Origin of the sequence: Pseudomonas granadensis, assembly GCF_900105485.1 — a bacterium.
GTDB classification, from domain to species: Bacteria; Pseudomonadota; Gammaproteobacteria; order Pseudomonadales; family Pseudomonadaceae; genus Aquipseudomonas; species Aquipseudomonas granadensis.
Map to the genome: position 1 here is coordinate 2,483,567 of NZ_LT629778.1, position 13,875 is coordinate 2,497,441.

At 62.2% G+C, this 13,875-nt stretch carries 10 protein-coding genes, 1 pseudogene and 2 riboswitches; of the genes and pseudogenes, 6 read left to right on the plus strand and 5 right to left on the minus strand.

Features of this window, described 5'->3' with window-relative positions; all coding sequences use genetic code 11:
- The first annotated feature begins 41 nt into the window (after window positions 1-41).
- Window positions 42-626, plus strand: a complete 585-nt coding sequence (nfuA, locus tag BLU52_RS11070) for a Fe-S biogenesis protein NfuA (protein ID WP_003225494.1) — start codon at window positions 42-44, stop codon at window positions 624-626.
- A gap of 100 nt (window positions 627-726) precedes the next feature.
- On the opposite strand, the gene cobM is transcribed toward nfuA, so the two are convergent.
- From cobM to BLU52_RS11090, 4 genes are all read right to left on the minus strand, one after another.
- Complete coding sequence (cobM, locus tag BLU52_RS11075; RefSeq protein ID WP_090283220.1) at window positions 727-1,473, minus strand: precorrin-4 C(11)-methyltransferase; 747 nt, start codon at window positions 1,471-1,473, stop codon at window positions 727-729.
- Between the two features lie 78 nt (window positions 1,474-1,551).
- Window positions 1,552-1,965, minus strand: a complete 414-nt coding sequence (locus BLU52_RS11080) for a cobalamin biosynthesis protein (RefSeq protein ID WP_090283221.1) — start codon at window positions 1,963-1,965, stop codon at window positions 1,552-1,554.
- Complete coding sequence (locus BLU52_RS11085; RefSeq protein ID WP_090283222.1) at window positions 1,962-2,663, minus strand: CbtA family protein; 702 nt, start codon at window positions 2,661-2,663, stop codon at window positions 1,962-1,964. Before BLU52_RS11085 ends, BLU52_RS11080 begins: the two co-directional genes overlap by 4 nt.
- A 10-nt stretch (window positions 2,664-2,673) precedes the next feature.
- Window positions 2,674-2,871 carry a CbtB domain-containing protein gene (locus BLU52_RS11090; protein WP_090283223.1) on the minus strand — a complete coding sequence of 66 codons (198 nt, stop codon included), beginning with the start codon at window positions 2,869-2,871 and terminating at the stop codon, window positions 2,674-2,676.
- Between the two features lie 117 nt (window positions 2,872-2,988).
- Window positions 2,989-3,210, minus strand: a riboswitch (cobalamin riboswitch).
- A gap of 193 nt (window positions 3,211-3,403) precedes the next feature.
- Window positions 3,404-3,615: riboswitch (cobalamin riboswitch) on the plus strand.
- Between the two features lie 101 nt (window positions 3,616-3,716).
- Here BLU52_RS11090 and cobW point away from each other — a divergent pair.
- The 5 genes from cobW to BLU52_RS11115 all read left to right on the plus strand — a co-directional run bounded on the left by cobW (window position 3,717) and on the right by BLU52_RS11115 (window position 12,594).
- Window positions 3,717-4,787, plus strand: coding sequence for a cobalamin biosynthesis protein CobW (gene cobW / locus BLU52_RS11095; RefSeq protein WP_090283224.1), 1,071 nt, complete (start codon window positions 3,717-3,719; stop codon window positions 4,785-4,787).
- Between the two features lie 3 nt (window positions 4,788-4,790).
- Window positions 4,791-8,639: a cobaltochelatase subunit CobN gene (gene cobN, locus BLU52_RS11100; protein WP_090283225.1), complete on the plus strand. Its 3,849-nt coding sequence runs from the start codon at window positions 4,791-4,793 to the stop codon at window positions 8,637-8,639.
- Window positions 8,640-9,020: 381 nt separating this feature from the next.
- Window positions 9,021-10,052 (plus strand): ATP-binding protein, encoded by a 1,032-nt coding sequence (locus BLU52_RS11105; protein ID WP_090283226.1) that lies wholly within the window; start codon window positions 9,021-9,023, stop codon window positions 10,050-10,052.
- On the plus strand, window positions 9,977-10,717 hold the full coding sequence (locus tag BLU52_RS11110) for a vWA domain-containing protein (protein ID WP_090283227.1): 741 nt from the start codon (window positions 9,977-9,979) through the stop codon (window positions 10,715-10,717). The genes BLU52_RS11105 and BLU52_RS11110 overlap by 76 nt, the downstream gene beginning before the upstream one ends.
- Window positions 10,718-11,034: 317 nt before the next feature.
- On the plus strand, window positions 11,035-12,594 hold the full coding sequence (locus BLU52_RS11115; protein ID WP_090283228.1) for a TerC family protein: 1,560 nt from the start codon (window positions 11,035-11,037) through the stop codon (window positions 12,592-12,594).
- Window positions 12,595-12,735: 141 nt separating this feature from the next.
- Here BLU52_RS11115 and BLU52_RS11120 read toward each other — a convergent pair.
- Window positions 12,736-13,811: pseudogene (locus BLU52_RS11120) on the minus strand (diguanylate cyclase domain-containing protein).
- Window positions 13,812-13,875 lie beyond the last annotated feature (64 nt).

The window sequence follows — 13,875 nt, forward strand, 5'->3', positions numbered from 1 at the left end:
CCGATTGGCGTAAACTGCGCCCAAGCCTGCGAGGAGTTTCCATGACCGCTATTACCATTACCGACGCCGCCCACGACTACCTGGCTGATCTGCTGTCCAAGCAGAACACCCCGGGCATCGGCATCCGCGTCTTCATCACCCAGCCTGGCACCCAGTACGCCGAGACCTGCATTGCCTACTGCAAGCCGGGCGAAGAAAAACCTGAAGATACGGCGCTGGGGCTGAAAAGCTTCACCGCGTATATCGATTCGTTCAGCGAAGCGTTTCTCGACGACGCCGTGGTCGACTACGCCACCGACCGCATGGGCGGCCAACTGACTATCAAGGCGCCAAACGCCAAAGTACCGATGGTCAACGCCGACAGCCCGGTCAACGAGCGCATCAATTACTACCTGCAAACCGAAATCAACCCGGGGCTGGCCAGCCACGGCGGTCAGGTCAGCCTGATCGATGTGGTGGAAGACGGCATTGCGGTGTTGCAGTTCGGTGGCGGTTGCCAGGGCTGCGGCCAGGCCGACGTGACCTTGAAGGAAGGCATCGAGCGCACGCTGCTCGAGCGCATCCCTGAGCTCAAGGGCGTGCGCGACGTGACCGACCACACGCAGAAAGAAAACGCCTACTACTAAGGCGTTCGCTGCGAATATGAAAAACGGCGCCCCGTGAGCGCCGTTTTTTTATGCCCCCGCTTTACCCAGGGTGGGAGCTAGCCTGCTCGCGAAGAGGCCATCAAGGGCGATAAAGATGCGCGTGCCCCGCCCGATACAACGACGACTCGCTGAACAACTCACTCCCCAGCACCCGCCCGACCAGAATCAACGCGGTACGCCGAAAGCCTTTCGCTGCAACCTTGTCCGCAATGTCCGCAAGCGTGCCCACCACCCAGTCCTGATCCGGCCACGTCGCCCGGTGAATCACCGCAATCGGACAATCCGCTCCGTAATGCGGCAACAACTCCACAAGAATCCTCTCCAGATGATTGACCCCCAGGTGAATCGCCATGGTTGCACCATGCTGTGCCAGATTGCCCAGTTCTTCGCCCGCCGGCATCGCAGTCTTGTCGGCATAGCGAGTGAGAATCACGCTTTGCGACACATCCGGCAGGGTGAGTTCGGCTCCGAGCAGCGCCGCACAGGCGGCGGTGGCCGTCACGCCCGGAATGATCTCGAACGGGATACCAAGCTCACGCAGATAACGAATCTGCTCACCGATCGCGCCGTACAGGCTCGGATCGCCGGAATGTACCCGTGCGACGTCATGGCCGTCGGCATGCGCGGTCTTTATCAGCTCGATGATCTGTTCAAGGTGCAGCTCGGCGCTGTTGACCACGGTTTGCGCCTTATGCCCTTCGAGCACTGCGGCGGGTACCAGTGAACCGGCATAGATGATCACCGGACAGTGGCGGATCAACCGTTGGCCTTTGACAGTGATCAATTCCGGGTCGCCGGGGCCGGCGCCGATGAAGTAAACGGTCATCGTTGAATCCTTGGAGAAGAGGCGCGACAACGCTTCAGATGAACATTGCTCATGATGGATGGCGGCGATTATCAGGATTTACGCGGCGCCGGCCAATGCCAGAGTGGCCTGCGCGTATTTTTGTCGGCTGATCAGCAGCTTTGCCGGCGCTTGCAGGAGTTGTTCGGCGAGCGCCAGCGCTGCGCTTTCCGCCACGCCATAGCAGCCGGTGCGTTCGTAAGCGATCTGCGACTGGTGGCTGAGCATGGATTGATAACCGGCCAGTTCGCCACTGCTGAAGTACAACAACGGCAGTGCCAGTTGCGCGGCCAGTTCCTGCAGGCCCGGCTCGTCGCGCTTCAAATCGATGCTGGCCAAGGCCTTGATCGACTTGAGCTCAATGCCGTGCGCCTGCAAGGCCTGGTCGAGTAACGCGCGCAGCGTGCTGGCCGGACAGCCGCGCTGGCAGCCGAGGCCGACCACCAGCGGCGCTTCTGCGCGGTCATCGCTCATGCGTGGTTGTGGCCGTCGCTGTTGCGGCGGAACAACCAGGCGCTGATCAGACCCAGGGCCAGCCAGAACGCCACGTTGGTCAGCTGCGAAGCGATTTTGAATTGGCTTTCCAGCGCTTCGGGCGCGAGCATGGTATGCACCAGTGGTTGCGGCGCGCCGATCACATGCGGCACCGCGAGAATCGCCACACCGAGCAGTTTCATCAGCCAGTGCCGGCTGAAGGCGATCAGCGACAGGCCGACCGCGGTCGAGGCCGCTGTGCCGATCCACCACATCTGCCGTGACGCCAGATCAGCCGCAGCCGTGCCCGGCAATTCCGGCGGCAGGCCCAGCGTTGGCGCCAGCACGAACGTCGCGTAACCGGCCAGTCCCCAGAGCAGGCCTTGCGCGGTTGAGCGCGGCGCACGCAGGGTGTACAGACCGGCAAGCATCAGGGCGAAACCGACCGCTACCACCAGATTGCCACCGGTGGTCGAAACCACCCGCTGCCAGCCGTTTTCCGGCTCCCAGGCTTCGCCGTCATGGCTGTGCGCCGAGGTGCCGGCCGCGTGCTCGTGGACTGCGGCGACCGGCTCGGATTTTTCATAGGTTTCGGCCTGAAGAATCAGCGGCGAGACCCAGAAGCTTTGCAGCAGCGTGAGGAGCAGGGCGGCCAGCAGGCCGCTGAAACCTGCGGTTTGCGCAATTCGCTTGATCATTCGACAGGTCTCAGTGGCACGGAAACGCGGCGCTGTGGCGGGTATCGTGGGCGGCGTTGTGCACCGCTTCGATATGCGAAAAACCGGCGAAATACACAAGGCCCGCGCCGAGAATCGAGGCGAAGGCGGCGGCGATCAGGCGTTGGCTCAGGGTGGTGGTGCTGGCGATTTTGTCCGTGTTGCTGGCGGTGCTGCTGATGATCGACATGGCGCTTCCCTATAGTGTCAAGGGCAGTCGAACGCATGCGGACCCTGCGTGACGGACGCGCAGAGGTACGAACAGCGCCCGCCCACCGCGGGTTTGTTATGTCCAGTGACGCCGATTGCGCACTGTGTGTTGCGGGCCGGTCTCCGGGCTCGCGAGGGGTTGGCGCCTGGCCGACCTGCAAGCGTCACCTTCCCATGCCGGGTTGGCACAGTGGTTTTGACGCTTCGCTCGCTTACCGTTGCGGGGGCAGCACCGGACTGACATGGCTCTGAGTAAAGCACATGATTCACCGGTTTCCCGTTTCACCCTGTGAAGGGCACCCGTAACAAGGCGTACAGGAGAGCATGCGGGTGGGTTTGAGTCAATTTTCGGTCGCGAGTGAATATCCAGGGTTGTGGTGTTGCTGACGGCGGTTTCGCCTGGCGGCGAGTTACTTTGGCAAACGCCCCAAAGTAACCAAAGGTCTTCGCCCTGACGCTCGGCCTGTCGGTCATGATCCCAATCCAGACATTGACCCGCCATTGCACCATGCGTAGCCTTGCGCCTTCGAGGTTCTTCGGTATCTGCCGAAGCTAAGAAGGGAACGCGGTCGAAGCCGCGGCTGCCCCCGCAACTGTGAACGGTGATGTTCGCTGCCACGCCACTGCCAGCTCGGTCCACGAGCCCGCGGGAAGGCGCAGCGAATGCCAGGCCCGGCGCCTGAACACTGTCAGCCAGGAGACCTGCCTCGTCACAGATTCTCACTTTCAACCGGGCGGGGTGATCCGGTGGCGAATACTTCCGGCGCGCCTGCGCGTGGCCGGTTCTCGTCCCGTATGCCCGCCGCTTTGCCAAAGGGCATACCGATGAAAACACTGGCCAAACTTCCTGTCACCATCGTCACCGGTTTCCTCGGTTCGGGCAAAACCACCTTGCTGCGGCACATGCTTGACAACGCCCAGGGCCGGCGCATCGCGGTGATCGTCAACGAGTTTGGTGAGCTGGGCATTGACGGCGAAATCCTCAAGCAGTGCACCATCGGCTGCACCGAAGAAGAAGCCAGCGGCCGCGTTTACGAACTGGCCAACGGCTGCCTGTGCTGCACCGTGCAGGAAGAGTTCTTCCCGGTGATGCGCGAACTGGTGGCGCGTCGCGGCGACCTCGATCACATCCTCATCGAAACCTCGGGCCTGGCCCTGCCCAAGCCATTGGTGCAAGCCTTCCAGTGGCCGGAAATCCGCAGCGCCTGCACCGTTGATGCCGTGATCACCGTGGTCGACAGCCCGGCCGTAGCCGCCGGCACCTTTGCCGCGTTCCCGGATCAGGTCGATGCCCAGCGCAAGCTTGACCCGAACCTCGATCACGAGTCACCGCTGCACGAACTGTTCGCCGACCAACTGGCCAGCGCCGATCTGGTGATCCTCAATAAAGCCGACCAGACCAGTCCGGAAGATCTGGCGCGTGTACGTCTGGAAGTCGCCGAAGAGCTGCCACCTGCGGTAAAAATCATTGAAGCGAGCAACGGCCGTCTGCCGCTGGACGTGCTGATCGGCCTCGGCGCCGGTTCCGAAGAACACATCGACAGCCGTCACAGTCACCACGACCATCACCACGACGGTGATGACGATCACGATGACCACGATCACGACGCCTTCGACTCGATCTCCATCGAACTGCCGCAAGCCGACGAAAGCCTGCTGCTCGACGCGCTGACGCAACTGGTGGTGCAACACGGCATCCTGCGCGTGAAAGGCTTCGCCGCGATTCCGAACAAGCCGATGCGCTTGCTGATTCAAGGCGTAGGTACGCGCTTCGACAAGCATTTTGACCGTCAGTGGGGCGCCGACGAAGCGCGCGTAACGCGTCTGGTGTTGATCGGCCAGGAATTGGATGCAGCGCAGCTCGAAGCGCAACTGCGCGCCGCGCTCAGCGTTTAAGCCATGCACCTGCTCAGGACCCAGCCCGGCGGTTTCGTTTCGGATGACAACATTGCCGACCTTGGCCAGACGCCCGCCGAGTTGGTGATCCTGTGCAGCGGCGATTCCAGCCTCGCGCTGCTCGCCGAAGCGGCGCAGCGGTTGCCGCAAGACTACCCGAGCCTGCGTCTGGCCAACCCGATGCAGGTGCAGAATCACGCCTCGGTCGATCTGTACGTCGACGAAGTGTTGCGCCATGCCAAGCTGATTCTGATTTCGCTGCACGGCGGCATCGCCTATTGGCGGTATGGCGTCGAGCGTCTGGTGGAATTGTCCGAGCGCGGCGTGCAGGTGATTCTGGTGCCCGGCGACGATCGTCCTGACCCGGAACTCAGCGACCTGAGCACCGTCAGCGCGGTGGATCGTGACCGTCTGTGGCAGTTTCTGCGTCAGGGTGGCCTCGGCAATGCGCTGGATTTTTTCCGCTGCCTGGGCAATCGCTGGTTCGCCCGCGATTACCCGTGGGGCGAGCCGCAAACCTTGCCGCGCACGGCGATTTACCATCCCAACAAAACCACCGCGACGCTGAGTGACTGGCAAGCCGAATGGCGGCCCGCGCAACCGGTCGCGGCGTTGCTGTTTTACCGCTCGCACTTGCAAGCGGCCAACACTGGGTTCATCGATGTGTTTTGCCAGCGCCTGCAGGCTGCGGGGCTCAATCCGCTGCCCATCGCCGTCGCCAGCCTGAAAGAACCCGGCTGCCTGACGGTGGTCGAGGATTGGCTGGACGAAGGCGAGGCCGGGGTGATCCTCAATACCACCGGTTTTGCCCAGTCCAGTCCCGAAGCGCCGCACCTGCGGCCGTTTCGCCGCAATATTCCGGTGATCCAGGCGATCTGCGCCCAGGACAACGAGCCCGGCTGGCGCGACAGCGAGCAAGGCCTGGGCCCGCGCGATCTGGCCATGCACATAGCCTTGCCGGAACTTGACGGGCGCATCATCAGTCGGCCGATCAGCTTCAAGGATCTGGCCTGGCGCAGCGAGCGCAGCCAATCGGATGTGGTGTGTTATCGCGCACAACCCGATCGCATGGATTTTGTTGCTGAACTGGCGCGGCGCTGGACTGATCTGGCGCGGGTACCGAACAGCGAAAAGCGCATCGCGCTGATTCTCGCCAACTACCCGACCCGCGACGGGCGCATCGGCAACGGTGTCGGCCTCGACACGCCAGCGGCCGCGCTGAATATCCTGCGTGCGTTGCAGGCTGAGGGCTATCCGGTGTCAGCCGATTTGCCAGGCAGCGGCAGCGAGTTGATCCAGCAATTGCTCGGCGGCGTCAGCAACGATCTCGAGACGATTGACCTGCGCCCATGCCAGCAAAGCCTGGCGATGGACGCTTATCTGGCGATGTTCGATGCACTGCCTGAATCCAACCGCGCCGCCGTGATCGCCCGTTGGGGCGCGCCGCACAACGACCCGATGTGCCGCGACGGACGCATGATGATCGCCGGGCTGCGTTTCGGTCTGACCTTGGTCGGCATTCAGCCTGCGCGCGGTTATCAGGTGGACGCGAGTGCGGTCTATCACGACCCGGACCTGGTTCCGCCGCACGGCTATCTGGCGTTCTATTTCTGGCTGCGCAACACCTATGGCGCCCACGGGGTGATCCATGTCGGCAAGCACGGCAACCTCGAATGGCTGCCAGGCAAGGGCGTCGGCCTGTCGGAGAACTGCTGGCCGGACGCGCTGCTCGGGCCGCTGCCGAATATCTATCCGTTCATTGTCAATGACCCGGGCGAGGGCGCCCAGGCCAAACGGCGTACGCAAGCGGTAATCATTGACCACCTGATGCCACCGCTGACCCGCGCCGAAACCTACGGTCCGTTGCGCAATCTGGAACTGCTCGCCGACGAGTATTACGAAGCGCAGTTGCTCGACCCGCGCCGCGCCCGTGAATTGCAGCGCGACATTCTGCAACTGGTGCGCGATACGCAGATCGACCGCGAGCTGCAACTCGACGCCGCGCTGGACAGTGATGCCGACGCGGCGATCTGGTTGCCGCGTCTGGATACGTATCTGTGTGATTTGAAGGAGTCGCAAATTCGCGATGGCCTGCATATCTTCGGCGAGTCGCCGAGCGGGCATTTGCGCATCGATACCTTGCTGGCCTTGCTGCGGATTCCGCGCGGTGACGGCAAGGGCGCGCAATCGAGCCTGTTGCGTGCGGTGGCAAAAGCGTTTGAACTAGGTTTCGATCCACTGGATTGCGCTCTGGCCGAGCCATGGACCGGCCCGCGCCCGGACCGCCTGCAAATCGTCACCAATGAAGCCTGGCGCACCGCCGGCGACACTCGCGAACGCCTGGAATTATTTGCCACCGACCTGATCGCCCAATCCCTGCAAATCTCCTGTAGGCCTTCGCCTGCTCGCGATAGCAGTGGATCAGCCAACATCAAGTCAACTGACACACCGCTTTCGCGAGCAGGCTCGCTCCCACAGGGACCGGGGTGGGCTGACGTTGGGGCAATCATTGAGCATTTGCGCGAGGTCATCGCCCCACGCCTCGACGCCTGCGGCCCGGCAGAAATGCGCGGTCTGCTCGACGCTCTCAGCGGCCGTTTCGTGCCCGCCGGCCCGAGTGGCGCGCCCAGTCGCGGGCGCCTCGACGTGCTGCCGACCGGGCGCAATTTCTATTCGGTGGATGTGCGCAACCTGCCGACCACCACCGCGTGGCGTATCGGTTTCCAGTCGGCGACGCTGATCCTCGAGCGGCATTTGCAGGATCATGGCGATCACCTGCGGCAGCTCGGCCTGTCAGTCTGGGGCACCGCCACCATGCGCACTGGCGGCGACGACATCGCCCAGGCCATGGCGTTGATGGGGGTACGCCCGGTGTGGGCCACCGGCAGTCAGCGTGTCGATGATTTCGAGATTCTGCCGCTGAGCCTGCTCGACCGCCCGCGCGTCGATGTGACGTTGCGCGTCTCGGGATTTTTCCGCGATGCGTTTGCCAACCTGATTCGCTTGTTCGACGCCGCGGTGCAAGCGGTCGCGGCGCTGGACGAGCCGGATGACCTCAATCCGCTGGCCGCCAAAGTGCGCGCCGAGCGCGAAGCGCTGCGTCAGACCGGCGTCGACGAAGACACCGCGCGGCGTCAGGCCGGCTGGCGCATTTTCGGCGCCAAACCCGGTGCTTACGGCGCTGGCGTGCAGGGCGCTGTCGACGGTCGCCTGTGGCAGAGCCGCGAAGACCTCGCCGAGGTTTATCTGAACTGGGGCGCTTACGCCTATGGCGGCGCCGACGAGGGGACCGCTGCACGCGAGCAGTTCGTCCAGCGCCTGAGTCAGGTGCAGGCGGTGCTGCAAAATCAGGACAATCGCGAGCATGACTTGCTCGATTCCAACGATTACTACCAGTTCCAGGGCGGCATGCTCGCCGCCGTGGAAAGCCTGCGCGGCGAAGCGGCGGCGAGTTATCACGGCGATCATAGCCAACCCGATTTGCCGAAAATCCGCACGCTGAAAGAAGAGCTGAACCGGGTGATCCGCTCACGGGCGGCGAATCCGAAGTGGATCGACGGGGTCAAGCGTCACGGCTATAAAGGCGCGTTCGAGATGGCCGCGACGGTCGATAATCTGTTTGCCTTCGACGCGACCACGCAGTTGATCGACGATCATCAATATGCGTTGCTGGCCGACGCTTATCTGCTTGATCCGCAGACTCGGGCGTTTGTCCGCGAGCACAATCCGCATGCCTTGCGAGACATGACCGAACGCATGCTCGAAGCGCAGCAGCGCGGCATGTGGCAGGAGCCGGGGGCTTATAAAGAAGCGCTGGAGAATTTGTTGCTGGATATCGAGGAAGATGGGTAGCGCCTCCAAAAGCCAACCCTCACCCCAGCCCTCTCCCGGAGGGAGAGGGGGCCGATCTCCGTCGTGTTCGAGGCGTGTATTCGATTCGAAATATTAGATCGGCGCAATTAGAGAGATCACCCCGATCAGTCCCCTCTCCCTCCGGGAGAGGGCTAGGGTGAGGGACTTTACCTGACACCCCGCAACATTGAAGAACACGCGAATCAGTTCCCTCTCCCTCCGGGAGAGGGCTAGGGTGAGGGCCTTTTACCTGACACCCCGCAACATTGAAGAACACCCGAATCAGTTCCCTCTCCCTCTGGGAGAGGGCTAGGGTGAGGGGCTTCACCTGACACACCAGAATATTGAAGACCACCAACGACCACGCCAGAGAACCCACACATGACCGACACCCCACATTTCCCCCTCTCCGCCGTGGTCGGCGCCGATGATCTCAAGCTCGCCCTGTGCCTCACCGCCATCGATCCGAAAATCGGCGGCGTGCTGATCGAAGGTCCGCGCGGCATGGCCAAATCGACCCTGGCCCGCGGCCTTGCGGACCTGCTCGCCAGCGGCCAGTTCGTCACTTTGCCACTGGGCGCGACTGAAGAGCGCCTGGTCGGCACCCTCGATCTCGACGCCGCCCTGAGCGACGGTCGCGCGCAGTTTTCCCCCGGCGTGCTGGCCAAGGCTGACGGCGGCGTGCTCTACGTCGATGAAGTCAATCTGTTGCCCGATCACCTGGTCGATCTGCTGCTCGATGTCGCCGCCAGCGGCACCAACCTGATCGAACGCGACGGGATTTCCCATCGTCATTCGGCGAAATTTGTCCTGATCGGCACGATGAACCCGGAAGAAGGCGAGTTGCGCCCGCAGCTGCTCGACCGCTTTGGTCTGAACGTCGCGCTCAGCGGCCATACGCAACCGACCGAGCGCGGCCAGATCATTCGTCGGCGGCTGGATTTCGACAGCGATCCGCAGGCCTTTTGTGCGCAATGGGCCATCGCGCAACAAAGCCTGCGTGGGCGCTGTGAGCGTGCGCGCATCGCATTGACCGGCATCGAACTGGACGATGCCGCGCTGGCGCAGATTACCGAGCGCTGTTTCGCCGCCGGCGTGGATGGCTTGCGCGCCGATCTGGTGTGGTTGCGCGCAGCCCGCGCGCACGCGGCATGGCGTGGGGCGACGCAGATTGGCGAGGAAGATATCGACGCCGTGGCCGAGTTTGCCCTGCGCCATCGACGTCGCGAACCGTCGGCGCCGCCGAACCCGCAACAGCAGCAACAGCAGCAACAGCCACAACAACCGCCACAGGCGCCGAATCAGGCGCAAAGCAACGCGAGCGAAGGGCAGGGCCAGTGGGGCGATATGCCGGCACCGGCGCTCGCCACCGGCACTCGACGAGAAGTGCCCGCCTGGCCAAAAAAGCCCTAGGCATTCGCCCCCGATCCGACGCGGGGGCGAATGCCAGACCCCGCGCCGGACGGCTCGACAATGGACGCCAAGGCAAGCGTCACGGCGCCAGGAATGGCTCGGTGAACTGGCCGGGCACGTTGATAAAAGGACGGCCACGACTGCGTGGAGACCTGCTTTTTCAGCTGCGTACCCGCTCGCCGCATGAGTTGTGGCTGGTGATTGTCGATGCCTCCGCTTCGACCCGACGCCATCAGGCGCTGAGCGATGCCAAAGGTCTGCTCGCACAAGTGTTCGACGACGCCTACCGCCAACGCGCGCGGCTCGCTTTGTTGACCGCCAGTGGTTCGACGCCGAAATGGCAAGTGCAGGGACTCAAAGCGTCCAGCGGTCTGCAAGCGTGGCTGCAAGCGTTGGGAGCCGGTGGTGGCACGCCGTTGCTCGCGGCGTTGCAGCAGGCGCAGCAATGGCTGGTGCAACGGCGCAAGCGTTTCCCCGCCGAACAGCAGCGATTGCTCGTGGTGACCGACGGGCGTTTGAAGCAATGTTCCGGGCTGCCGGTGCTGGATTGCCCGGGATTGCTAATTGATATCGAGCGTGGACCGATTCGCCTGGGACGTGCGCAGGTGCTTGCCGAAGCGCTGGGGGCCGACTATCGGCACATCGATGATCTTGCTGTGCATTGACGATCGCGTTTCGAGAGTGCTCGCGAACGGAACTGCCGTCAGGCCCATTCGTACAGATCTTGAAATAATTTGCCACTGGGGAAAATGTGTCTTGAGGCGGTACGCTCCAAGGCCATTTTTCATTCAGGATTTGCATGAACACCCTCTCGGAGCCCCCCAGTTATCCCGTCTCCTCGCGCCACGGCGCGGTCTTGATGCTCGCGCAGCATCCGGTTTTTCGACTTCCGACTATCTTTGCCAATGCGGCTCTTGAGCCTTCGCGTTGCGCTTTGTCGTGTCCGGCAGCCTGAATTCACTGAGAGAGATCGAGACGTTTTATGGAATGGTTAGCGGATCCCACAGCCTGGCTGGGCTTGTTGACATTGATCGTGCTGGAACTGGTGCTGGGTATCGACAACCTGGTGTTCATTGCGATTCTCGCGGACAAACTGCCGCCGCATCAGCGCGACCGCGCGCGAATCATCGGCCTGTCGCTGGCGCTGATCATGCGTCTGGGCTTGCTGGCGAGCATTTCCTGGCTTGTCACGCTGACGCAGCCGCTGTTCGAAGTGTTCGGCAAAAGCTTCTCCGGGCGTGATCTGATCATGCTGTTTGGCGGCGTGTTCCTGCTGTTCAAGGCGACGATGGAGTTGCATGAGCGGCTGGAAGGTCATGTCGGTGAACGCACCACCAACGCGGCGTACGCGCTGTTCTGGCCGATCGTTGCGCAGATCGTGGTGCTGGACGCGGTGTTCTCCCTCGATGCGGTGATTACGGCGGTGGGCATGGTCGATGAACTGGCGGTGATGATGATCGCGGTGATCATTTCCATCGGCCTGATGATCGTCGCCAGCAAGCCGTTGACCCGCTTCGTCAATGCGCACCCGACGGTGATCATGCTGTGCCTGGGCTTTTTGATGATGATCGGTTTCGCCCTGACCGCTGAAGGTCTGGGTTTTCATATTCCGAAGGGTTACCTGTATGCGGCCATCGGTTTCTCGATCCTGATCGAGGTGTTCAACCAGATTGCCCGGGCGCGCCGCAAACGCTCGATGCAGGGCGTGCGCCCGTTGCGCGAGCGCACGGCCCACGCGGTGATGCGCTTGCTCGGCGGTCGCACCCTGGCCGCGGAAGAGGTCGGTGAAGAAATCTCCGATCTGCTCGACAACGGTGACGCGCCGAGTTCAGAGCTGTTCGACCGTCGCGAGCGGGTGATGATCAGCGGCGTGCTGCAACTGGCCGAGCGACCCATTCGCCAGTTGATGACGGTGCGTGCCGACGTCGACGCCATTGATTTGGCCGATGACGCGGAGACGATTCGCACGAAGTTGATGCATTCGTCCTACTCTCGCCTGCCGTTGATACGCAACGGCGCGGTGGATGAGCCGTTGGGCTTTGTGCACAAAAAGGAACTGCTCAAGGACTATCTGGCCGGCGCCGAGCCAAACCTTGAGCAACTGGCCCGCCAGACCGTCAACCTGCTTGACAGCTATTCGATCCTCAACGCGCTGGAACAGATGCGCGCGGCCTCGACGCACATTGCGTTTGTGGTCAACGAGTTCGGTGATTTTGTCGGTGTGCTGACCATGACCGACATTCTCGAATCGATTGCCGGCGAGTTGCCCGACGCCAGCGAAATCGAAGGGCCGGACGTGCTGGAGGAGCAGGGCGGCTATCTGGTCAGCGGCGCTTTGCCACTGGCTCGAGTGCGCCAACGAACCGGGTTCGCCGCCGAGCCGACCGAGGATTACCAAACCATGGCTGGCCTGGTGATGAGTTTGCTGGATCGCTTGCCGATGAAGGGCGACCGGCTGGCGTATGAAGGCTGGCAATTGACGGTGAAAGCAGTGGAAGAACGACGGGTCACGCGAGTGTTGCTGGAGCGCGCTGCGGCATGATTGTGATGGTCATTGCCTGACACTCCGCCATCGCCAGCAGGCTGGCTCCCACAGGTTTTGTGTTTGCTTCAGATCGAATGCCTCACGCATCCCTGTGGGAGCTGGCCTGCCAGCGATGGCGATCAGTCAAGCGACGCAGCTTCATGAATGAAAGGTGTACCGGTCCTTACCGGTATGCTTGGACTCATACAACGCCGCATCAGCCTTGATCAACGCCTGATTCAACGTGTCGCCTTCTTCAACCCGGGTAATGCCGATGCTGATCGTGACCGGATGCTCGGCAGGCTGTTCACGAACCAACCGGCACAGCTCGGCGGCAAGCCCGGCAGCGTCTTCGCGGCGCACGGCCGGCAGATAGATCGCAAACTCTTCACCCCCAGGCGCGCATAGTCGAATTCAGCCATCACGGTTTTGATATCGGCAGCGATGCGCTTGAGCACTTCGTCACCGATGTCATGGCCGCAGGTGTCGTTGACCTTCTTGAAATTGTCGATGTCGATCATCATCAGAAAGTGGTCGTATTCGCGCGGAATCGCTTGCAGGCGCTGCTGCGCGTGCGTCATGAACGCGCGACGGTTGGGAATTTGCGTCAGTGGGTCGTTGTACGCCTGATCCAGCAGCAATCTGGACATGATGTAGTTGCTGAACCGCGCCTCGCGAAACTTTAAAAACGCGTACAGGGTCAGCGCGCAGAGGAACACGCTGTAACAGGCGGTCAGTACGCCGCGCAGTTCGCTCAGTTCGGTGCTGGTACCGAGGAACGGGTTAAGCACCAGCCAGATAACCACCTGCACGGCAAAAAACGCCCAGCGCCGCAACGGCAACACCGAAACGCTGTACAGCAGGCTCGCAGCGGCGAGCATCAGCCACGAACTGTGCACCGCAGGCGGCAGGCCATCGACGATCATTCGCACCCCGACCGTCAGGCCCAGGACCAACAACACGGTCAGCACATCGAAATGCGCGGCTTTGCGAGTAAACCCGAGCACCAGCGTCAACACACCGAAGACGCCAAGAAAGACCATCGAGCGCCAGGTGAAGCCTTGTCCGCCCATGAAACTGACGATCAGGTCGAACAACAGCCACATGAAAATGCTGACGACGTAAATCAGCAGGCTGAAGGTTTTCAGCCGCTCGAATTCGCGCTGAAGAAACTCGCTTCTCAACGGCGCCGACGCGCTTTCCTTCAATGCCTGCGCTTCTATGCTCTCGAACATGCTCGTCCTGCTGCTCGTTTTGTTTGCAGCGGCCACGCGCCTGAAGGGCTGTAGCGCTGCGTAT